The sequence below is a fragment of the Bacillus sp. 11B20 genome (genome assembly GCF_056098985.1).
This window is the reverse complement of record NZ_JBLZWZ010000007.1, coordinates 799,420-819,687: the sequence shown is the minus strand read 5'-3', so window position 1 is coordinate 819,687 and position 20,268 is coordinate 799,420. Positions and strand designations below refer to the sequence as shown.

Here is a 20,268-nt window from a genome sequence, read left to right as displayed (position 1 = left end):
ACGCCATTTCAAGAAGGCGTATCCTCTTTCATTTGAAGATCGTGACTTTTAATGGTCAGCAAATCTTTTTTATCATAATGATCCACAAGAAGCAGTCTCATCGCCTGGGTTCGTATGGCCTTTTCAATGGTGTTTCGTACAAACCGGCCATTGCTGAACTTTGCCGGGCTCGTGGTACTTTTAATGTGCATTAAATAATCCCGCAGCTTCCATTCGGCTTCTTGTGTAAATACATATTCTCTGTCTGCCATCATTCGTTTAGCAATATCCATGAGTTGATCGACTGTATAATCAGGAAAGCTGATGTTGATTGGAAATCTTGATTGCAGACCGGGGTTTAAAGAAAGAAAATGATCCATTTCCTTGGAGTAGCCAGCTAAAATTAGAATGAATTCGTGCTGTTTGTCCTCCATATGTTTTACAAGGGTATCAATCGCCTCTTTTCCAAAATCCTTTTCTCCTCCGCGTGCAAGAGAATAGGCTTCGTCAATGAACAAAATACCGCCTAGTGATTTTTTAATTAAATCCCTTGTTTTTTGCGCTGTATGACCAATGTACTCTCCAACAAGATCACCGCGTTCCGCTTCGATTAAGTGACCCTTTGAGAGCACATTCATTTCAAAGAAAAGCTTCCCGACAAGTCTTGCAACTGTGGTTTTCCCTGTGCCAGGATTTCCTTTGAACATCATATGAAGCGCTTGTTTCCCTACCTTCAACCCTTGTTCCTGCCGTTTTTGATTAACAAAAATCCAAGCATAAATCTCTTTTATGTTTCGTTTCATTTCATCCATACCGACAAGGCTGTTCATTTCACGCTCTATTTCCCGTAAGATGCTGTGTTTTGCCTCATTTTTCTGCAAGGCTTCTAGGTATTCTGCCTCTGAGTCTGCATCAACCAATACTTGCTTTTGTCCGTTAAGTATAATATTGATTTGGCCGTTGTTTTTATATGTGACAGCTCGCTCCAACGTATTCACCTCTCGCTCTTCTCTCTTTATTCTATTCGGGTGGAGCTGTAATCGTGACAATCGCCCGCTTAAGCCCAAGTTTGCTGTCAAAATGACCCGAGATACCGAATATTGTAGGGATTTGTGCGGTTTCCCAGGAAATGATGTGCTATTTCCATTGTATTCATCCCGTTTGGGCGGACAAACCAACAATTTGTTTTTTCTTAGAAAAATGTAGCTTTTTGATCACAAATGATGCAGAAAAGAGTCTCAATGATTTCCGCATTTTGTACAGGCAATTCTTCTATTTTCTCATAAAATAAAGACGAGGTGATGAATAGATGGTGAAAATTTTTATTGATCCTGGCCACGGAGGAACAGATTCTGGAGCTAGTGCTAATGGACTTTTGGAGAAAAATATAACACTTCAAATCGCGCTTTTACTGAGAGACATTTTGATTAGTGAATATGATGGGGTTTCTGTCCGCTTAAGTCGTTCAACTGACCAATCCGTCACTTTGTCCCAGCGTACGAATGCAGCAAACAGCTGGGGAGCTAACTATTTCGTATCTATTCATATTAATGCTGGCGGGGGCACAGGGTTTGAAAGCTATGTGTATCCTGGCGTTTCAGCACCGACCACCACGTATCGCAACGCCCTTCATGATGAAATTGTCCGCTCAGTTGATTTTGCTAACCGCGGCAAGAAAACTGCGAACTTCCACGTTCTTCGAGAAACTTCTATGCCCGCTATTTTAACAGAGAATGGTTTTATTGATACGACAGCCGATGCTAATAAGCTCCGCAACGCAACCTTCCTTCAAGGCATCGCTCGCGCTCATGCGACTGGTCTAGAAGAAGCCTTTCAATTGAAAAAAAAAGCAAGTAATCTTTATAAAGTGCAGGCAGGAGCTTTCAAAGTGAAAGCCAATGCAGATGAATTAGCAGCCACACTTAAATCCAAAGGCTTTGACGCATTTGTTGTATTAGACGGAGGTATGTTCCGAGTACAGGCCGGGGCTTTCCGTACAAAGCAAAATGCAGATGACCTCGTCGCAAGATTGAAGCAGGCCGGTCATGACGCATTCGTTTTCCAATAATCCGAAGCTGTTGTAACGAAACAAACCGGCTCAAGTCTTCTGCTGAGCCGGTTTGTTGTGTATTTATTTACGCTAAGATGTTGACGACAAATTGAGACCATGTTTCAAGACGATCGAAGTATTCAGGCTTTTTCAAATCGGCTGTTTTCATCCATTTTCCTGAGATTTGATCTGTTTCTTTTACTTCTACATGAGCACCTGGAGATAGTTCAAGCGCTGATAACAGTCCAATGTGCACACGGCCGACACTGTTGTCATCGTCATTGATTAATCCAAGGGTTTTCATTTCAAGTTTGTCTTCTTCTTGAATTGAAAGTTCTTCGTCCAGCTCACGATCCGTATTTTCTTTTAGAATCTCAGCAAAGTTTTTCCCTTCAACGAAATTCATATGCCCCCCAAAGCCAAGAGATAACTTATGATGTAAGCGAGTCTCTCCTCCGCCTTGAAGTCTTTCGTATACATATACTTCGTCCTCACGCTTAATCACAACATAAGGAATCGGCTGCTTGAAGTCAGGATTTTCTTCTGCATCGCCTCTTCGCATCTGCTCGAAGTGCTCTTCGATTTCTTTCATAATGGTGCTGATTGTTTTCTCTTCACTGTTCACACCATTAAACGCAAGTGTTTCATTTTGGAACACGCGCGTACGCGGTGCAACTAAAATGATTTCGTCCATTTTTCCCATGTTCGGTAACCTCCAGTATGTAACACATTGTTAGAAATGGCAAAAAGCCAAAACGAGTGATGCGTTTTGACTTTTACGCTTTCCTTATGATTCATCTCCAAAGAAGAAGTCGTCATCTTTTAACGGCTCAACTGTTGCTTTTTTGTAGCCGTTCCCTTTCATTGAGAAGAAGTCATGCGACTTTGTTTTTGTATTGAGTCCGTTCAATACAATAGGGTTAATCTCTTCTTCTTCAAAATAAGGGGCAAATCCAAGGTTCATTAACGCTTTATTGGCATTGTAACGAATGAACTTTTTCACATCATGCGATAAATTGACTTGGTCATAAATATCTTCAGTGTAATGAAGTTCATTTTCATAAAGCTCGTTCAAGAGGTCAATTGAGAAATCATACAGCTCTTTTTGCACATCAGGTGTTTGTTTGTTGTAAATTTCTTGTGCTAATAATCCAACGTACACACCATGAATCGCTTCATCACGCAAAATTAAGTTGATGATTTCACCGCTTTGCATGAGCTTTCCTTGCCCATAGAAATATAGCGGGTAGTAAAAACCACTATAAAACAGGAAGCTTTCTAAATAAACAGAAGCCACCATTGCTTTAAAGAGAGAAATAGGATCGTCCTTTTGAATCGAACGGTATAAACTGACAATCATATCTGCTTTCTTTTGCAAGAATTTATTCTTTTTGACCCATTCAAACACTTCACTGATCGTTTCAGTTGGTGCGAGTGTCATGAAGATATTGGAGTATGATTTCGCATGTACCGCATTTTCCATCATTGCCATAAAGTTGAGTACAGCTTTACGCTGATGGCCGTCCACATGTTCAGCCACAATCGGCATCCCTGTATTTCCTTGTTCTGTATCAAGTAAAGTCAATCCAGCAAGTACCTTCATGTACGTATCTCGCTCTTTTTCACCTAAATATTTCCATGTTAAGAGATCTCCGTTTAAGGAAATCTCTTCTGGAAGCCAGAACTGCTTCACATTTTGGTTGTAAAACATTTGTGTAAAATCGTCTTCGTGTTTTGACCAGTTGGCTGCATCATAAATTTTTGTCACGTTAAACTCTCCTTTAATCAAACAACACAAGAAAGACAGCCTTCCTGCCCTGTATCCTTCGTTCTTGCATAATAAAGTGTCTTAATGCCTTTATGGTGTGCATAAAGATCGATGCGGTTTAAATCACGCGTTGTCATCGTATCTTTCAGGAATAGTGTAAAGCTGATTCCTTGATCGACGTGCTGCTGAATTGTTGCGATCATATCGACCACTTTAAACATGTCCATATCGTACGCTTCTTTATAGAAGAACCAGTTTTGCGCTGATAGACCTGGCATTGGGTAATAGGTTTTGCTGTTGCCGTATGTTCTTTCTTCGATACGTTCCATAATTGGCATCACAGAGGCTGTTGCCGATTGAACATAAGAAATGGAACCTGTTGGTGCAATACATAAACGATAGCTGTGATACATGCCATTTTCCGCTACAAATTCTTTGAGTGCTGCCCAGTCTTCTTTTGTTGGAATGTGCATGCCTTCAAATAGTGCTGATGCTTTTTCTGTTTTTGGTGTGAAATCATTTTCCACGTATTTATTGAAGTACTCACCAGTTGCATAGCCAGAGCCTTCATAACGATGGAATGTTTCTCCTTTTTCTTTCGCAAGCTCACTTGAGCGTTTAATTGAATAATAGTTCACCATCATAAAGAACGTATTTGCGAAATCTCTTGCTTCTTCACTTTCATAGGCAATTTGGTTTTGAGCTAAATACCCATGAAGGTTCATCGCACCAAGTCCGATTGACTTCATCGCTTTGTTCGCTTTTCGAACAGCCGGTGCATTGCGAATGTCTGTTGTTTCAGACACAAGCGTTAGTGAGTCTGTTGCAAGCTTAACCGTTTTTTCGATCGATTTGTTTTTCATGACATTCATGATATTTAATGAACCAAGGTTGCAAGAAATATCAAGACCGATTTCATCTTCTTGATCATAGTCCGTGTAAGAAGAAACCTCTGAAGCCTGAAGCACTTCTGAGCAAAGGTTTGAGAATTTCACTCGTGAAATATGGTTCAAAGCATGCTCTCTGTTTACATTATCTTGGAACATGATATATGGATAGCCTGATTCTGAGCGTAGAACAGCCAATTTTTCAAGAAGCTTTCTCGGATTGACTTTTTCTTTTTTAACTTTCGGGTTTTCTACAAGCTCGTCATACATTTCTTCCATGTCCATCTCATCAAGATGCTGTCCATATTCTTTATAGACTGTGTGCGGATAGAAAGTGTAAGCTGTTTTATCTTCTCTAGCAAGCTCGATAAATTTATCCGGGATGACGACTCCAATGGACAGAGTCTTCACGCGAACATCTTCATCTGCAGAGATTTTTTTCGTATCTAAGAAATCATTGATATCTCTGTGGAAAATATTCAGGTAGGCACTGCCTGATCCTTGTCTTTGCCCCATTTGATCTGCATATCTGAATGCATTATCAAGAAGCTTCATCACGCCGACGACACCTTTTGTCGCGTTTTCTACATCTTTGATTGCTTCGCCTTTTGCACGAAGTTTTGACAGGTTCAAACTGACGCCGCCGCCTAGTTTTGACAGCTGCATTGAAATATCAATCGCTCTTGAAATATCGTTTAGTGAGTCATTCACTTCAAGCAAGAAGCAGCTCACAAGCTCACCGCGTCTTTTACGTCCAGCGTTCAAGAAGGTTGGTGTACTTGGCTGGTACTCTTGATTGATCATCAGTTCTACAAACTCAAGTGCTTTTTCTTTATCCCCACCCGCAAAGAAAAGTGCTACAACTGAAATGCGGTCTTCATAGCGTTCAAGGATTTTCTTTTTATCATTTGTTTTCAGTGCATAGTCATTGTAAAACTTAAATGCACTCATAAATGATGGGAATCTAAATTTTTTGGCATATGCAGCTTCAAAGACTTCTTTAATATCTGCCATGCTGTATTGTCTTAAAAATTCTTCCTCATAGTAGTCGTTTTCTATTAAGTAATCAATCTTCTCTTCTAGATTGTGAAAAAAGACCGTGTTTTGATTAATGTAATCTACGAAATAACTATGTACAGCTTCTTTGTCCTTATCGAACTGAAACTTTCCTTCTTTTTGAATCATAATTTCGTTATTTAATTGTATCCACTTTGGAACCTGATTTTGTGACAATTCTTTCTACCTCCTGTGTAAACAATTCAACATCCCTTTTTGTTCCGCTTAGTTCAAAGGTGTGCAAAATAGGAACTTGATATTGTTTAGAAATCGTATCGGCGCTTTTTGCAAAATTATCTCCCCACACTTTGTTGCCACTCACCGCAACACCTAGTAAAAGGTGAGCATTTTTTTCTAAAAAGGACTGAGTGGTACTAGGGACTTGTCCAAATCCTGTCGTAAAGGTGACGAGAATAAACGGCGTATCCAAAAACTCTTCTCCAGTCAATTTTCGTTTGTCTGTAAAAGGGGTCTTGTCCAAAAAGCGTTGAACATTTCCTGTTTTTGAATCAAATACGATTTGAATCAATTCCATCACGACCTAGTTTTTAGTATTGTTGATCATTTCGCTATTCACTATATATAGTATACTATGTTTTTTCAAAACACAACATATAGATGTTCGAAACGAAAAAAATCAACCAACCCGGCCGAACCTTCATAGCCGAACTCGTACGTTCAAATAAATAGAGCAGAACAGGATCTAAAAATAGACTGCTCTACTCCCTATTCAACTGAAACCGCAATCTATCATAACACGAAAAAAAATCGCTTAGTAGACTAGACTTTTTGTTTTATTTTTTGTAGGCATCGCACTGTAAATCTTCTGACACTTCTGTAATTTCCACTTCAACACCTAATTCTTTTAGCACCGCTTCAAGCGCAGAGACGATTGAAGCTTCTCTCACTAATTCTTTCCCATTTACAGAAACACTTGTTCCATATTCGAAACAGGAATCGTCTTCACAAGTTTGTTCCCAATGATTAATTTTAATTTTATGTGTCATGAACTCATCCTTTTCTGTCTAGATGTCTGATGCATGATTATAGTGTAGCGGCTTCACATTCATTTGTAAATTTACGTGCTTACTCTTCATCATCAAGACCATCATCATATTCTTCTTCATCCCATTCATCTATGTATTTCGTTGTAACGAGAGTCAGTTTTCCCTCTTTTTCATCAAATCGGTACACATGTACTTGATCATCTTTCACAACAGCAAAGTGATTATTTTTTAGTGCAGCAGATGATGGTAAAACTCCATCTGCATTTTCATGAGAATGGTTATTCCAACTTTCTTGTCTCGTTTCAATGTTTGAGATAGCACACGATCCAAACAAGACTACAATTCCAATCAAAAGGAGGATCACTCAAATCCTTCTTAATTCAAGCTCTGCATTTTCCATATGAATCCCCTCACCCTTCTAATATCCAATAAGGAATTATACGGAAAATTGGCAGAAAAGTTTCATTGCATACAAAATAGCCCCTCTGCACTGACAAAAAACGTAGCGGGTTCGGCCGGTTTATTCGCAGAGGCATGGGGCTATTCAATACAACCTATCCTATTCTAATTCCAGATTTACATTCTTTTGAGGTGCAAATGTAGAAATGGCGTGTTTATAAATAAGCTGCTGCTTTCCTTCTGTTTCAAGCAGCACCGTGAAATTGTCAAATCCCTTCACTTGACCGCGAAGCTGAAAGCCATTCAGTAAGAATACTGTGACAAATGTATTGTCTTTGCGGATCTGATTCAAAAACTGCTCCTGAATATTAATCGGTTTCATGTTTCGTCCTCCTTGATTCTGATAACTACAGTTTCGCTTTAAGTCCAAGCTTTCCTGCTATATATGCGAAAATTTCCTCTTTTTTGTCTGAAAAGTGGCAAGGTGGTGTCATATCAAACCAAGTGACCGCCATTTTATTACGGAACCACGTGAACTGACGCTTCGCATATCTACGGGAATTTTGCTTTAATTGCTGGATGGCTTCATCAAGTGAGCAGTCACCTTGAAAATAGGTATACAGCTCTTTATAACCAATGGCTTGAACAGACTGACAATCCTTCAAGCCTGATTGATAAAGTGCTCTCACTTCTTCAATTAAGCCCTCATCTATCATCATATCAATTCTTTGATGAATGCGCTCGTACAAAAGCTCTCGATCCATTTTCAGCCCAATGAAGGCTGTATCATAAAGAGGAACTTCTTGATGCCCGTTTTGCATTTCCGACATTTTCTGACCTGTTGTATGGATCACTTCCAGCGCCCGAATCACGCGGCGGACGTTATTCGGATGAATAGCATTTGCCGCATCAGGATCTACTGCCTTTAGCTTTTCGTGCAGCAAAATCGCGCCGTGCTGCTGTTCAAACAGCGCCATTTCTTCTCTAAAAACAGGATCACTTTTCTCATCCGTAAATGTGTAATCATATAAAACAGATTGGATATAGAGGCCTGTTCCGCCGACAATCATTGGCGTTTTCCCTCTAGCGGCAATCTCTTTGATTTTCGAACGAACCAGCTGCTGAAATTCAGCTGTCGAAAAAGATTCGTCCGGCTGTTTAATATCAATTAAATGGTGCGGGATGCCATTCATTTCTTCGGGAGTGATTTTAGCTGTTCCGATATCCATCCCTTTATAAATCTGCATAGAATCCCCGCTGATAATCTCTCCATTAAATGCTTTGGCTATATCAATGCTCAATTTGGTTTTGCCGACAGCCGTCGGCCCTACTAATACGATTACTGGCTGCTTCGCTTTATTCATAACATCACTCTCTTTTACAAAACTGCCTACAGTATAGCATAACTTTTCTTACTCTCCTATATCCTGGCCATCACCAGCCAAGCGGTTCATTTCCGACCACTTCATATGTTTTTCCTTTTAAACGATGCTTATGTGTTGGCTGATTCTCATCTGGACTATAGACGACACCTCCATATGGGATGGGAACAGAATCGAGGTAGGCAGGATAGGTGACTTCCTCAATCTCGTGATAATGTGTTCCATCCACTCTAGGAATTGCAGGACCTGTGATACCGTAATACCTGTGGAAATGCCCTCTTTCAAAGGAGGTGATCCCGCGATAAAAATGAGTATGCCGGTCGGTACTGCTTCCATTCACAGGCTGAGAAATACCTTCTATTAAATGATAATGCCCCTCTGTTACATCCGTACGTGCTTTATACGCATGAGCATGCGGCGGACACTTTGCCCAATCAGATGGATACAGGCCCATTTCTAACATTCCTCCTTATATTAGGCGTTCACCCAAACATATGTAGGCAACTGGAATACACTGATGTCAGTTACAGTGATTTTATGAGAAAGGAGCCTTTTATTATGAATTATTTTGACGTACCTCCGTTTATTCAAGAAGACATGAGAAGACCTTTTGGTTTCGGATTTGGACGTCCTGGTTTTGGGTTTGGGAGACCCGGATTTGGATTTGGGAGACCTGGATTCTTTGGACCTCCATTTTTAGGTGGTTTTGCTGGAGGCTTGCTTGCTGGATCTCTGCTTGCGCCAGGATATGGTTATGGATACCCTTACCCGCCTCCTTACCCGCCGTACGGACCATACCCTTGGTATTAAATATGACGTTTAAGTGAAAACATCCGTTCATAAAATGAATCGATTGACACATTCTTTTTTCATGGGTTAACATTTACTTTACCGACTGTTCAGTAAAGTAGGTGTTTTTTTTATGTCTAAAACCAAAAAAGAGCAAATTTTTGATGCAGCTGCCAGCACGATTTTAAAAGAAGGGTTAAGCTAGCTCACCCTTCATCAGATGGCAGAGCATGCTGGTTTTCAGAAATATTTCAGCTTGAACCGCTGAAAAGAGAGGATAAAAACCCTTTTACTTCATCGGATTTTACACCTATTAGAGGAGGGATGATGATGATCCTCGGATATCTTTTTTTGGCAGTGGCCATTTTTTCTGAAGCCATTGGCGCCGCGATGTTAAAATTATCTAATGGTTTTACACGCTGGAAGCCAAGCGCTGTCGTTGTGGCTGGCTATTCACTTGCTTTTTATATGCTGTCATTGACACTGAACATTATTCCGCTTAGCATGTCTTATGCAACATGGTCTGGGGTTGGTACGGTCCTCACGGCTATTTTTGGCGTGCTCTTTTTCAAAGAAACCTTGAACCAAAAAGCAGTCATTGGGATGGCGATGCTTGTCTCAGGGGTCGTACTATTAAATATGTCATAAAGGATGTGAGAGAGCATGAAAGGAATGCTCTACTTAACAGGAGCCATTTTAACGGAGGTTTTTGGCAGTACAATGCTGAAGCTTTCTCAAGGCTTTTCGCAGCTGCTGCCGAGTATCGGGGTACTGATCGGATTTGGATGCGCCTTTACTTTCCTCAGTTTAGCACTTAAAACCATTGAGCTCTCATCTGCCTATGCAACATGGTCTGGTGTTGGAACAGCTCTCACTGCTCTTGTAGGACTTGTCCTGTTTAACGAAACAATCAGCACGAAAGGCTTCATTGGCCTTGCACTTGTTATCTGCGGCGTGATTGTCTTAAATCAGTCCAAGAAGCAAAAGAACGAAACCGAAGCACAACTCGATCAAACCGAATGGACGTCATAAAAAAAGTCATTTTCTCCATATTTCAAGAGAAAATGACTTTTTTGTTTTAACGACCGGCTTGAATAGTTTCTTCTAAGGAAATGTTCACATTACCCTGAACAGCTCTTGAGATCATACATGAGCTTTCGGCTTTATGCGCAAGCTTTCGGGCCAGCTCAATATCTTGTGCGGAAGCGGTCTCTTTGAGGATGATGACAGGTCGATGAATGATTTCCTCATAAGTAAACACACCATTTGTCACATCTACGACAGCTTCAGAGCTCATCGATAGATCCTCTTTCTCTAATTGACTCCGCTCCATCATGGCTGCAAGTGTAATGATATAACACGTAGCCGCTGCACCTAAGAGCATCTCATCTGGATTGGTTCCAATACCTGGACCGTCCATTTCCTTTGGAATCGAAATCTTTGTTTTTAATTGTTCACATGCGATTGTACCCACATCGTTACGCAGACCAGGCCAGCTTGCCTGAAGATGAAAATGATGACGCGTCATATCCGTCTCTCCTTTTGTTATCACTGTTCATAGTGTAACAAGAATTCCCCTGCTTGTCTTAACATGTGCACGGCCCTTATGTATATTCTTCATCAAGCACTGTGCGAATTGCCCTGACATAACGATAGAACGTCTCGTTTTTTGTACTAGACCGCCTCCGAAAGTCGAAACTGTCAAATAAAGCTTCACGCTGACTTCTGCTAATCTCAAGCTGCACACTTTGCCCTGTTTTAGTAAGATTATTAATATTATGATTGCTTGTCCCGCTCAGGGTTGCGTGTGCGACAGCTAGTTCAGCAGAAAACCCGTTCCGCTCTAATGAGCTCACAATTTTCTCTGCACGGTCGTAATCTGTTCCGCCGACGAGAGTATGGTCAATTCCTTCCTCGCCTTTGTATCCATGCACTGCTAACACGTAATCATGTGCTTTTGCCTGCGCGACGCCGATTGGCTCATCAAAGTTTGTACTTGTAATATGAAGTTCTGATGCATTCTCTCTTAGACCTTCAAATAAATACGTCGAAAAATCGTTGTCAAAAAAATGGACAATCTCGCTCACGCCGCCTTCAATCCTCCCGCCATGAGGTGACATCACAAGAAGGCGGCTGCCGGGCACTGGGTTGGCTGTAATGTTGTAGCTGCTTGTTGATTCGTTTTCTTCCAGTTCTTTAAAATTTCGATAAATATCATTTGAACCGCTTTCGTCTTCCCCACCTGATGACACTGGCTCATCATGTTCCTGTGCTTGCATGGTATAATAAACGCCCCATCCGATCGCAAGCAGGAGAAGCAAAGCAAAAAACTTCTTCATTCCCGTTCTCCTTTAACAGATTTCTAAGCCGTTTCTATGATTTATATTGAATCATCATTTCTTATCATTTTTTCCACATTTTCTCTTCACGTTTGATCATAACACTCTAGATCATGAGATTCCTCAAAAATAAGATAATTGCATTTATATACACAGAAACGCCTCTCCTCTTTGAAAACAGAGTTAGAATAGTATGACAAAGAAATGACGTTATGTTTAATATGACCTAGTCCTATCCAGTCTGTTTTCTTTAATTCGGCTTTTTTTGATAAGGATTTGATTTTTTCCATCTGTCACGCATCACATTTATATGAGCATTGACCCTGTCTACACCACTCCTTTTTCTGCAAAATCCTTTGATTCGCTGGTTCTCTTAGAAGAACTCTCCCACCTATCATCGGCAGATTCTACATGATTTCCACCTTTTTCTATTATTTTACAAAATGTAAGCGCTTTTCTTTTTTGAAAGGCATAAGCAAGCCGCCAATATAAAGAAAAGAAGGGACAAGAATCCGAACCAAGCAGTTCTCAATCACATAACGTAAGAGTGTACGAGAATGGATAGCTGGAATGGAGGACATCACATGTTTGGATTTTCTATGGTGCAAATGGTCAGAACACATGCTAGTAAACTAGATCAGCCTTTAAGAGAAACCGTTCTTCACCTTTATAAACCTTTTAAATGGACGCCATGCTTTCTTCATCGTTTTTTCGAAGGCAGACTGAAGAAGAAAAAGAAGCTTCGTGTGATCATTGAATTTAAGGAAGGTGCAGCCGAGACAGGAATTCAAAACACGAAACAATTAATGAAAAAAAGCAGAAAAACAAATATAAAACGACATTTTTCACATATCGACTGCTGCGCTGCTGATTTAACGCCTGCTGCTTTAGAGGAGCTATTAGCAAACGGTGAGCATATTCGTAAAATTTATTTAGACCGGAAAGTTCATGCGCTGCTGGACGTAGCCACACAAGCAAGTCATGCTGAAGAAGTCATCCGAAACGGGACAACTTTAACCGGTGAAGGCATTACGGTCGCTGTCATTGACACGGGAATTTATCCGCATGAAGATTTAGATGGAAGAATTCGTGATTTTGTGGATTTAGTCAAACAAAAAACAAAGCCTTATGATGATAATGGCCACGGTACACACTGCGCGGGAGATGTCGCGGGAGATGGATCCGCTTCAGACGGCCTATACAAAGGACCTGCCCCAAAAGCAAATCTGATTGGTGTGAAAGTGTTAAATAAACAGGGGGCTGGATCACTTTCTACTATTATAGAAGGTGTTGAATGGTGCATGCAGTTCAACGAAGACCACCCTGATGATCCGATTCATATTATTAGCATGTCGCTAGGCGGAGCTGCGCAGCGTTATGATGACGAACAGGACGATCCAATGGTGCGTGCTGTCAATGCGGCTTGGGATCAAGGGATTGTTGTATGCGTCGCTGCCGGGAACTCTGGTCCTAACAGCCAGACGATTGCAAGCCCTGCTGTCAGTCAAAAAGTCATTACGGTCGGAGCCTATGATGACAGGAATACACCAGAATCAAGTGACGATATCGTGGCACCATTTTCAAGCAGAGGGCCTACTGTTTACGGGGAAGCAAAGCCTGATATCCTCGCACCAGGAGTAAACATCGTTTCTCTCAGATCACCAAGATCCTTTCTGGATAAACTCGACAAATCAAGCAGAGTAGACGATGATTATACAACGTTATCTGGCACATCGATGGCAACACCGATTTGTGCTGGTATTTGCGCTCTACTATTAGAGCATTCACCAGATTTAACGCCAGATGAAGTCAAAACCCTGTTAAAAGAAAATACAAGCAAGTGGTCTGGGGATGATCCGATGATTTATGGAGCAGGTGCAATTGACGCAGAAAAAGCAATCAAAGAATAAAGAAAAAAGCCCTTTACGTTTATGCGTAAAGGGTGTTGTTTGTCTCATTTTTAAGTGTGAAGTCTTTCATCTACTTGAGCAGCTGACATGTTATGCTTCGTTCTCATACATCTCATCTCCTTTTTGAATGTGCGTACGCGCTTCGATCACAATCTCAAAAAAAGTGGAAGATTCCTTGTACATGTCGCGTTCCTTATAATAATTAGCCGCATCAAGTGCTAATTCCTCTAAATCAGCAAACATTTTTTTATTTCTCAGGCCAAAAAGGGCCGACCTCAATTGCTCACAGCCGTCTTTCTCTATATAGAGCGCCTGTAAAAATTGGAATTTCAACTGATAAATTTCATCTTCCAATACACAAGCCTCTTTCATTCCTGTAGAGATGGCCTCGCCCGCCCGCTGAATATCTCCGAGTTTAAAACAAGTAAGGGCAAGTGAAAACAACGATTTGATCATCGTGGATGCTTGATCTTTCTGATAAAGTGAAATGGCTTGTTCAAAAAAGACAGTCGCTGTATGGTACGTTCCCATACTATAATGACAAGTGCCTAAGTTATTAAGAGCCATTGCTTTAAAGTAAGATGTACATTCTTTTTGTTCCATCGCTTCACAGACTTTTAACGCTTTTTCTAAATAAGGAAGCGCTTTTTGATACTGATTGACATCAATCCAATTACCTGCCATGACAAAATCACATTGAATGCTTCTTTTTCCATAAAGCTGATGTTTCTTATAGATGTCTCTCGCCTTTTTAGCATAGTGCATGGAGAAATAAGTTTGTTTCATATGATAGTATACTTCTGCGATTTTATAGTAGAATTCTGCTTTTTCGATCTCATCTGTCACTAAAATCAGTTGATGTTCCGCATGCTTGTAATATGAAATGGCCTCGATATACCGGCGCTGGATAAACGCATACATTCCATGAAAAAAATGAAAATAATAGCCTAGTAAGCCTGTCATCTCATCTTCTGCATCGTCAATTTCTTTAGGAAAGGACACTGCTTGAAGCGTTTCACTCCCTGCATGGACGGGCGCTAAGTGCTGAAGCATCATTTGATGGCGAAAATCCATTAGGGAATAATATAGGAGTAAATCTTGATCCTCTTCCATATCATGAATTTCTTCTTCAACAAGGCGCTTCATGCCGTTTGCCTGTTCAACTTCAAATTTGCAAATATGCGTGTACCATTGATTGATCTTTACACCTACTTCGGAAGATGGTATTTTGTGTGCCATCCACTTCAGCCCCATTCTATCATATCAAACTGATAACTATTATTTTACATAATTTATGTTTTTAAGGCAAATTGTAAGTTATTACATATTTTATGCTCAAATCGCATATTCCTATCTTTTTTACCAAGTTTAAATAGAGTACTTTTGCCATCAAAACTTTTTTACGAAGACGGGTCGAATTCTCTTAATACTTCTTTTAACGCATTGATATAACGTCTGAATGCTTTTTTCTTTCCTTTTCTCGTATCAAAATTGTCAAAAAAAGCTTCTCTTTGCGCTGTACTAATTTCTAGTTGAACACTTTCACCACTTGCATTTTGATTATTTATATTTTTAGGATCTGTACCAGAAAGCCGTTCGCCTTTTTGTACCATTTCTGCGGAAAATCCTCGATCTCTTAGTTCTCGCACAACCGCTCTTTGCATTTTTTCATTTGTGCCGCCAACGAGCGTGTGTCTTTTATCACTTTTATAGCCGTGGATGGAAATTGAAAAAGGATACGTTTTAATCATTTGAACCAAAACGGGTTCATCAAAATTAGTACTCGTGATATGCAGGTCCCGGTTATTGTCTTGCTTTGTACCTTCGAACAAATATGTAGAATAGCTTTCTTGAAAGGCTTCTACAATTTCACTTGTTCCTGGTTCAATCTCACCTCCATGAGGAGAAAATACGAGTAAATCACTTCCGCCCTTTTCGTGAAATTCTATCTCGTACCCTTCTTTTTCATGTCGTATGAGCTGTTTAAAGCTTTCGTATTGATCACCTTGTTTTCGCTCTTTTTGATACTTTTCTACCTCTTGATAATGCTTCTTTTGCTCTTTTTTTTCTTGAACAGAATGGGTGCATTTCACCATTAAAAGAGTACACAGAATAAGAAAGATGAATCCACATATTAGTAACCTTTTCATTTCACCGCTCCTTTTTTCTCTTAGGTGTCATCTTACCGCAATATTTTACTATCAATGGCTTAAAAAATTCAAAGGTTGTCCGGCTCATTTGAATGAATCAGGAAAACTTACCTGTTTTTAATGTCATCTAGGTATATCAGAGGTCTTTGAATTTTTGTTGTGCACATAAAAACTAAACCGTATGACCTCATTTCAATATTAGTTAAAACCACCTACAAAAATGCCAATATTACTCTTTTTTCAAAACAAAAAAGCTGTAAACAAAGGAGTCTCCTCTTCTGTTTACAGCTAGTCTCTGTATATCATCATTACATTCTTAATTCATTCTCTAAAGCTGTCATCACTTCATCTTGCGACAGTCCCTGCGCAAGTGAAATCTCACTCACTAACATGCCTCTTGCATCTTCAAGCATCTTCTTTTCACTTGAATTTAATGCTTTCTTCTGATTTCGTCTCATCAGATCTTTAACAACGTCTGCACCATCTTCGATCGCACCTGTTTTTAGCTTTTTCAGATTTTCATCATATCTTTGCTTCCAAGTAAGCGTGTCGTCGTTTGTTTCTTCTGCAAAATTGTTCATCACAACTTTCAGCGTTGCTTGATCTGCTACCGGACGTATACCTAGTTGATTGATTCTGCCTTTTGGGACCATCATCTGCATATTCGGCATTTGAATCAGAAAATATTCCTGCGTCTTACCTAAAATCTCTTTTTCTTCCATTCCTTCAATCACACCGGCTCCATGCATTGGATAAACAATTTTATCACCTATTTGAAACAAATCCGCCACCTCCGAAAGTATTCACAATATCATTATAACACATTTCATCAGAGGATAAAAATTTATATTTTATCATGTTAATTTAGCACTAGTCAATTCTTTTTATTTGAGTTTTTTCAGAAAAAGCCTTTTTTATAAAAGAAGTGAGAGCATCCAGTCCTCATGACTCTTTCTTGCATATACTAGCATTGAGTCACATTTAGGAGGGATGACAATGTGCAAATGCAAGTGCAAACATTCCCACTCAAACTGTCATAAAAAGCATGACGATCATCACCATGAGGATCCATGTAAAGAAAAAAAGTATTGTCATAAAAAAGATAAATGGTTTGAGAGCGATTTTTGGGATACCTCTCGAAGCTACGATCCCTGTTATTTTCCTAAAAGTGTCTGCAGCAGATGTAAAAAGCGTCGTAGAAGAAGACATCGCTACGAAATTTAAGGCTTGACGCTTTACCTGCTTTTCCTTTTCCCGGCTGAAAAGCCGGTTTTTTTCTTTCATATGGATAGGCTCATCAAGTAAATCTGTCTCATAGGATATGGCAACCTGACATAAAGGATGAGATATACATGAACGATATGAACAGCCAAATGAATCATTATCACCAAGAAAATCCCTATCACACATTTGAAAATGTGTATACAGCCAATCATGAGCATATGATCGCACCAAACATGCATGATCATATGAATATGCCAAACCATTATCATAGCGGCAAAAAAGATATGTATAATGCGCACCATCCACATCATCATTCACCCTATTCAACGTTTCCAAATCAGCATGATTACTTTTCAAAGCATGTTCCAATGAAGGACCACCATCATCTAGGCCATTATGGTGGGTACGGGATGATGCCGCACCATCCATACGGTTATCAAGATATGCATATGATGATGCCAACAAACCAGCAAATGCCTGGCCATTTTTACGGAATGAATCAACCAAATGCGCTATTCCCCCGCTATTACTAAAGAATGACAAAATAAGGGTATAATATCCCATTTAATACCATATGGTAATATGGTAACATTATAGGTAAATAATGGGTGTAATCATCTATTATTTACCTATATTCAACAAGGGGGAAGGAAAAAATGAAAAAAACATGGACGATTCTTATGCTGGGGATGCTCACATTGGTTATGGCGCTGTCAGTACCACTTTCTGCATCTGCTGAAGGAGCCGAAAGCAAAGCATCAACCAATGTAAAGCCAGCTGCGCTTTACGCTAAAATTACAGGAGCTAGTAAGCAGGAATGGTCTTATTCTGACATTGAGCTGACGTACAGCCCAAATTCAGTTTTAAGTCTTGGTACAGTAGAGTTCACATTGCCAAAGGGTTTCCAAGCAACAACGAAAGACATTATGAACGGTAAAGCATTAAAAGACAGCTACATTTTGAACAACGGGCAAACCGTTCGTATTCCGCTCAGATTGGATTTACTTGGAATTTCCAAGTATACATTAAAGCTTTCACATAAAGTACTTCCTGCTGCAGGTACATATACGTTCCGCGCAGAAAATCGAGCACTCAGCATCGGTTCTACATTTTATGCAGAAGATACGCTTGATATTAATACACGGCCAGTTGTGGTCACACCGCCAGATCCTTGCGGATGCTAAAGAAAAAAGCGCTCTGTTAAGAGCGCTTCAGATTGTTGACAAAGGGCTAAAATGATCTTAATTTTAGCCCTTTGTCTTTTTTTCAGCGTGATAGAAAACCTTTGCAGTCTAGGAAGGACGAGCATCGGAGCGGAGCGAATTTGACATTCGTGAGCACCGAAGCGCAGACCTGACAACGAATGCGAGGGTTTGTCTACACGCTGAGCGCTCTGTTAAGAGCGCTTTTTTTATATCACATCACCCGTTTAAACATTTTCTCCATTTCATAAGTGGAGTGATGAATAATGATCGGCCGGCCGTGCGGACAGGTGAATGGATCCTTCGTTGTCCGGAGTTCATCTAATAAGGCTTTGATTTCATCATGACGCAAATGACGATTTGCTTTGATTGAGCCTTTGCAGCTCATCATAATCGCCGCTTCTTCTCTCAGTTTCTTGATGTCAACACGTTTTTCATTAAGCACTTGCTCTATAATCTCTTCGATCAGTTCAGCCTCTTCACCTTTCGGAAACCACTGCGGATGCGAACGAACGATGTAGCTTCCTGAACCAAAGGGCTCTAAGAAGACACCCACTTTCGCTAGAATATCCTTATGCTCTTCAATGATCAGCATATCGTTTTTAGAGTAGTGAAATGTTAAGGGGACGAGCATTTCTTGCACTTCCTGTTCGATCTCTCCCACCTTCTCACGATAATACTCATACTTGATTCTCTCTTGAGCTGCATGCTGGTCAATGATATAAAGTCCTCGTTCATTTTGAGCCAAAATATATGTGCCGTGCATTTGCCCAATTGGATACATCACAGGGACGCGTTCGTTTTCAGGCATCGTCTCTGTCACATCTTCATATAGTACCGTCTCTTCATCTTCAAATGAAGCGGCGGATTCCTCTAAATGAATACGCTCAGATGATACTTCTTCATAAGATACTGGTGATGATGCTTCTCTCTTCTCTTGTTTAGGCATCCCATATGCATCGGTATAACTTGTCTCGTATATGACCGACTCGTGCGGCTCCGGCTGATAGGTTAGCGGTGTTTCCGGTTGGCTTTGGTTTCCTTGTTTCGCATCAAAGGTTAAGGATTGCTGCTCATTTTTCACAGCTGGTATTGGTGCTTTTTTTGGTACTGAGGCACTTGGAATGAGCTGCTGCTTTTGAAATACTTCCTTAATTCCTTGTTTAATCAGCTCATGAAGTTCCTGTTCTTTACTTAGTCTCACTTCAAGCTTCGAAGGATGAACGTTCACATCCACTAAAATCGGATCCATCTTCATCTCAATAAATGTAATTGGATGACGGCCAATTGGAAGCAGCGTATGATATCCTTCATGGATCGCTTTCACGAGCGGAAAATGTTTGACATATCGGCCGTTTACAACAGAAGACATATAATTCCGTGATGCCCTCGTCACTTCAGGTAACGAAATATATCCTTTCACTTCAAAATCAAGTGATTGTACGTGGAGCGGCAGCATTTTTTTCGCCACGGCTGTTCCGTAAATGGCCGCAAGTACATGACGCACATCTCCATTTCCATTCGTTTGGAGGAGAACTTTCCCTTGATGACGCAAACGGATCGATACTTCGGGATGTGCTAGCGCAATTCGGTTGACCACATCCGATATATTACCAAGCTCCGTATGAACGGTTTTCATATATTTCAGGCGAGCTGGCGTATTGTAAAATAAATTGGTGACCACAATCTCAGTGCCGCGGCGGCCAGAGGTTTTTTTCTCTGAAATAATCTTCCCGCCTTGCAAAGCTAAGTGTGTCCCAGCTCCTTCGCCAGTACTTGTTTTCATTTCTAAATGAGAGACAGATGCAATACTTGGCAGTGCCTCTCCCCTGAATCCAAGGGTTCTGACACGGAACAGATCATTTTCGTCTTTGATTTTGCTCGTTGCATGACGCTGGAAGGCGAGCTTACAATCTTCAGCATCGATTCCAACACCATTATCAATAATCCTTATAGAAGAAAGACCTGCTTCTTCTACATCGATTTCAATCACTGTACTTTTTGCATCGATCGCATTTTCCACAAGCTCCTTTACAACAGAAGCTGGGCGCTCGACCACTTCACCTGCAGCAATTTTATTGGATAGGTCATCGGATAACTGAATAATCTTTGCCATTTCTGCTCAC

Annotated in this window: 24 protein-coding genes; 7 read left to right on the top strand and 17 right to left on the bottom strand. The window is 40.4% G+C overall.

What is annotated here, in order from left to right; all coding sequences use genetic code 11:
- Nucleotides 1–8: 8 nt before the first annotated feature.
- Complete coding sequence (spoVK, locus tag ACN6NB_RS08380) at nt 9–968, bottom strand: stage V sporulation protein K (protein ID WP_024424083.1); 960 nt, start codon at nt 966–968, stop codon at nt 9–11.
- A 320-nt stretch (nt 969–1,288) separates the two neighbouring features.
- Here spoVK and ACN6NB_RS08375 point away from each other — a divergent pair, with 320 nt between their 5' ends.
- A complete protein-coding gene (locus ACN6NB_RS08375; RefSeq protein ID WP_039178790.1) occupies nt 1,289–2,047 on the top strand; it encodes an N-acetylmuramoyl-L-alanine amidase in 759 nt (252 codons plus the stop codon).
- A gap of 67 nt (nt 2,048–2,114) precedes the next feature.
- On the opposite strand, the gene ACN6NB_RS08370 is transcribed toward ACN6NB_RS08375, so the two are convergent.
- From ACN6NB_RS08370 to ACN6NB_RS08330, 9 genes are all read right to left on the bottom strand, one after another.
- Nucleotides 2,115–2,732 (bottom strand): hypothetical protein, encoded by a 618-nt coding sequence (locus tag ACN6NB_RS08370; RefSeq protein ID WP_058837640.1) that lies wholly within the window; start codon nt 2,730–2,732, stop codon nt 2,115–2,117.
- Between the two features lie 84 nt (nt 2,733–2,816).
- Complete coding sequence (gene nrdF / locus ACN6NB_RS08365) at nt 2,817–3,797, bottom strand: class 1b ribonucleoside-diphosphate reductase subunit beta (RefSeq protein ID WP_024424085.1); 981 nt, start codon at nt 3,795–3,797, stop codon at nt 2,817–2,819.
- A gap of 17 nt (nt 3,798–3,814) precedes the next feature.
- Complete coding sequence (gene nrdE, locus ACN6NB_RS08360; protein WP_144491244.1) at nt 3,815–5,917, bottom strand: class 1b ribonucleoside-diphosphate reductase subunit alpha; 2,103 nt, start codon at nt 5,915–5,917, stop codon at nt 3,815–3,817.
- A complete protein-coding gene (gene nrdI / locus ACN6NB_RS08355; RefSeq protein WP_008360380.1) occupies nt 5,877–6,269 on the bottom strand; it encodes a class Ib ribonucleoside-diphosphate reductase assembly flavoprotein NrdI in 393 nt (130 codons plus the stop codon). Before nrdI ends, nrdE begins: the two co-directional genes overlap by 41 nt.
- A gap of 265 nt (nt 6,270–6,534) precedes the next feature.
- Nucleotides 6,535–6,747, bottom strand: coding sequence for a hypothetical protein (locus tag ACN6NB_RS08350; RefSeq protein WP_003212415.1), 213 nt, complete (start codon nt 6,745–6,747; stop codon nt 6,535–6,537).
- 79 nt (nt 6,748–6,826) lie between these two features.
- Entirely contained in the window at nt 6,827–7,111 is a 285-nt protein-coding gene (locus ACN6NB_RS08345) for a YmzC family protein (RefSeq protein ID WP_260982285.1), read from the bottom strand.
- Between the two features lie 195 nt (nt 7,112–7,306).
- Nucleotides 7,307–7,528, bottom strand: coding sequence for an RNA chaperone Hfq (gene hfq, locus ACN6NB_RS08340; protein WP_024424088.1), 222 nt, complete (start codon nt 7,526–7,528; stop codon nt 7,307–7,309).
- Nucleotides 7,529–7,553: 25 nt separating this feature from the next.
- Nucleotides 7,554–8,510, bottom strand: a complete 957-nt coding sequence (gene miaA, locus ACN6NB_RS08335) for a tRNA (adenosine(37)-N6)-dimethylallyltransferase MiaA (protein WP_039183114.1) — start codon at nt 8,508–8,510, stop codon at nt 7,554–7,556.
- A gap of 70 nt (nt 8,511–8,580) precedes the next feature.
- Nucleotides 8,581–8,982, bottom strand: coding sequence for a YmaF family protein (locus ACN6NB_RS08330; protein ID WP_039178775.1), 402 nt, complete (start codon nt 8,980–8,982; stop codon nt 8,581–8,583).
- Nucleotides 8,983–9,086: 104 nt separating this feature from the next.
- On the opposite strand from ACN6NB_RS08330, the gene ACN6NB_RS08325 reads away from it, so the two are divergent.
- The 3 genes from ACN6NB_RS08325 (at nt 9,087) to erbB (ending at nt 10,349) form a co-directional block, all read left to right on the top strand.
- Nucleotides 9,087–9,338, top strand: coding sequence for a spore coat protein (locus tag ACN6NB_RS08325; protein WP_129193063.1), 252 nt, complete (start codon nt 9,087–9,089; stop codon nt 9,336–9,338).
- A gap of 309 nt (nt 9,339–9,647) precedes the next feature.
- Nucleotides 9,648–9,965, top strand: a complete 318-nt coding sequence (gene erbA / locus ACN6NB_RS08320; protein ID WP_039178769.1) for an SMR family multidrug efflux transporter EbrA — start codon at nt 9,648–9,650, stop codon at nt 9,963–9,965.
- 15 nt (nt 9,966–9,980) lie between these two features.
- Entirely contained in the window at nt 9,981–10,349 is a 369-nt protein-coding gene (gene erbB, locus ACN6NB_RS08315) for an SMR family multidrug efflux transporter EbrB (protein ID WP_039178767.1), read from the top strand.
- A gap of 46 nt (nt 10,350–10,395) precedes the next feature.
- Here the strand turns inward: erbB and ACN6NB_RS08310 are convergent, their stop codons facing one another.
- Complete coding sequence (locus ACN6NB_RS08310) at nt 10,396–10,845, bottom strand: OsmC family protein (RefSeq protein WP_039178763.1); 450 nt, start codon at nt 10,843–10,845, stop codon at nt 10,396–10,398.
- 76 nt (nt 10,846–10,921) lie between these two features.
- Nucleotides 10,922–11,656 (bottom strand): poly-gamma-glutamate hydrolase family protein, encoded by a 735-nt coding sequence (locus tag ACN6NB_RS08305; RefSeq protein ID WP_039178760.1) that lies wholly within the window; start codon nt 11,654–11,656, stop codon nt 10,922–10,924.
- Nucleotides 11,657–12,240: 584 nt separating this feature from the next.
- Here ACN6NB_RS08305 and ACN6NB_RS08300 point away from each other — a divergent pair.
- Nucleotides 12,241–13,566 (top strand): S8 family peptidase, encoded by a 1,326-nt coding sequence (locus ACN6NB_RS08300; RefSeq protein ID WP_144491243.1) that lies wholly within the window; start codon nt 12,241–12,243, stop codon nt 13,564–13,566.
- Between the two features lie 90 nt (nt 13,567–13,656).
- On the opposite strand, the gene ACN6NB_RS08295 is transcribed toward ACN6NB_RS08300, so the two are convergent.
- From ACN6NB_RS08295 to ACN6NB_RS08280, 4 genes are all read right to left on the bottom strand, one after another.
- Nucleotides 13,657–14,805 carry a Rap family tetratricopeptide repeat protein gene (locus ACN6NB_RS08295; protein ID WP_034281920.1) on the bottom strand — a complete coding sequence of 383 codons (1,149 nt, stop codon included), beginning with the start codon at nt 14,803–14,805 and terminating at the stop codon, nt 13,657–13,659.
- Between the two features lie 161 nt (nt 14,806–14,966).
- Nucleotides 14,967–15,716 (bottom strand): poly-gamma-glutamate hydrolase family protein, encoded by a 750-nt coding sequence (locus ACN6NB_RS08290; protein WP_039178752.1) that lies wholly within the window; start codon nt 15,714–15,716, stop codon nt 14,967–14,969.
- 308 nt (nt 15,717–16,024) lie between these two features.
- On the bottom strand, nt 16,025–16,498 hold the full coding sequence (locus ACN6NB_RS08285; protein WP_039178750.1) for a CarD family transcriptional regulator: 474 nt from the start codon (nt 16,496–16,498) through the stop codon (nt 16,025–16,027).
- 244 nt (nt 16,499–16,742) lie between these two features.
- Entirely contained in the window at nt 16,743–17,000 is a 258-nt protein-coding gene (locus tag ACN6NB_RS08280) for a hypothetical protein (RefSeq protein ID WP_058837650.1), read from the bottom strand.
- Between the two features lie 68 nt (nt 17,001–17,068).
- Between ACN6NB_RS08280 and ACN6NB_RS08275 the strand changes: the two genes are divergently transcribed.
- Complete coding sequence (locus ACN6NB_RS08275) at nt 17,069–17,473, top strand: hypothetical protein (RefSeq protein ID WP_047203896.1); 405 nt, start codon at nt 17,069–17,071, stop codon at nt 17,471–17,473.
- A gap of 123 nt (nt 17,474–17,596) precedes the next feature.
- Nucleotides 17,597–18,124, top strand: coding sequence for a biofilm surface layer hydrophobin BslA (gene bslA / locus ACN6NB_RS08270; RefSeq protein WP_058837651.1), 528 nt, complete (start codon nt 17,597–17,599; stop codon nt 18,122–18,124).
- A 232-nt stretch (nt 18,125–18,356) separates the two neighbouring features.
- Here bslA and mutL read toward each other — a convergent pair whose 3' ends face one another.
- Complete coding sequence (gene mutL, locus ACN6NB_RS08265; protein ID WP_039178738.1) at nt 18,357–20,258, bottom strand: DNA mismatch repair endonuclease MutL; 1,902 nt, start codon at nt 20,256–20,258, stop codon at nt 18,357–18,359.
- Nucleotides 20,259–20,268 lie beyond the last annotated feature (10 nt).

Coding starts and splice junctions, on each gene's coding strand:
- erbA (WP_039178769.1), top strand. CDS start 9,648: ATGATCCTCGGATATCTTTTTTTGGCAGTGGCCATTTTTTCTGAAGCC.
- ACN6NB_RS08300 (WP_144491243.1), top strand. CDS start 12,241: ATGTTTGGATTTTCTATGGTGCAAATGGTCAGAACACATGCTAGTAAA.
- miaA (WP_039183114.1), bottom strand. CDS start 8,510: ATGAATAAAGCGAAGCAGCCAGTAATCGTATTAGTAGGGCCGACGGCT.
- erbB (WP_039178767.1), top strand. CDS start 9,981: ATGAAAGGAATGCTCTACTTAACAGGAGCCATTTTAACGGAGGTTTTT.
- ACN6NB_RS08280 (WP_058837650.1), bottom strand. CDS start 17,000: ATGAAAGAAAAAAACCGGCTTTTCAGCCGGGAAAAGGAAAAGCAGGTA.
- mutL (WP_039178738.1), bottom strand. CDS start 20,258: ATGGCAAAGATTATTCAGTTATCCGATGACCTATCCAATAAAATTGCT.
- ACN6NB_RS08350 (WP_003212415.1), bottom strand. CDS start 6,747: ATGACACATAAAATTAAAATTAATCATTGGGAACAAACTTGTGAAGAC.
- ACN6NB_RS08370 (WP_058837640.1), bottom strand. CDS start 2,732: ATGGGAAAAATGGACGAAATCATTTTAGTTGCACCGCGTACGCGCGTG.
- ACN6NB_RS08305 (WP_039178760.1), bottom strand. CDS start 11,656: ATGAAGAAGTTTTTTGCTTTGCTTCTCCTGCTTGCGATCGGATGGGGC.
- ACN6NB_RS08375 (WP_039178790.1), top strand. CDS start 1,289: ATGGTGAAAATTTTTATTGATCCTGGCCACGGAGGAACAGATTCTGGA.
- ACN6NB_RS08295 (WP_034281920.1), bottom strand. CDS start 14,805: ATGGCACACAAAATACCATCTTCCGAAGTAGGTGTAAAGATCAATCAA.
- ACN6NB_RS08290 (WP_039178752.1), bottom strand. CDS start 15,716: ATGAAAAGGTTACTAATATGTGGATTCATCTTTCTTATTCTGTGTACT.
- bslA (WP_058837651.1), top strand. CDS start 17,597: ATGAAAAAAACATGGACGATTCTTATGCTGGGGATGCTCACATTGGTT.
- ACN6NB_RS08330 (WP_039178775.1), bottom strand. CDS start 8,982: ATGGGCCTGTATCCATCTGATTGGGCAAAGTGTCCGCCGCATGCTCAT.
- ACN6NB_RS08275 (WP_047203896.1), top strand. CDS start 17,069: ATGAACGATATGAACAGCCAAATGAATCATTATCACCAAGAAAATCCC.
- ACN6NB_RS08325 (WP_129193063.1), top strand. CDS start 9,087: ATGAATTATTTTGACGTACCTCCGTTTATTCAAGAAGACATGAGAAGA.
- hfq (WP_024424088.1), bottom strand. CDS start 7,528: ATGAAACCGATTAATATTCAGGAGCAGTTTTTGAATCAGATCCGCAAA.
- ACN6NB_RS08310 (WP_039178763.1), bottom strand. CDS start 10,845: ATGACGCGTCATCATTTTCATCTTCAGGCAAGCTGGCCTGGTCTGCGT.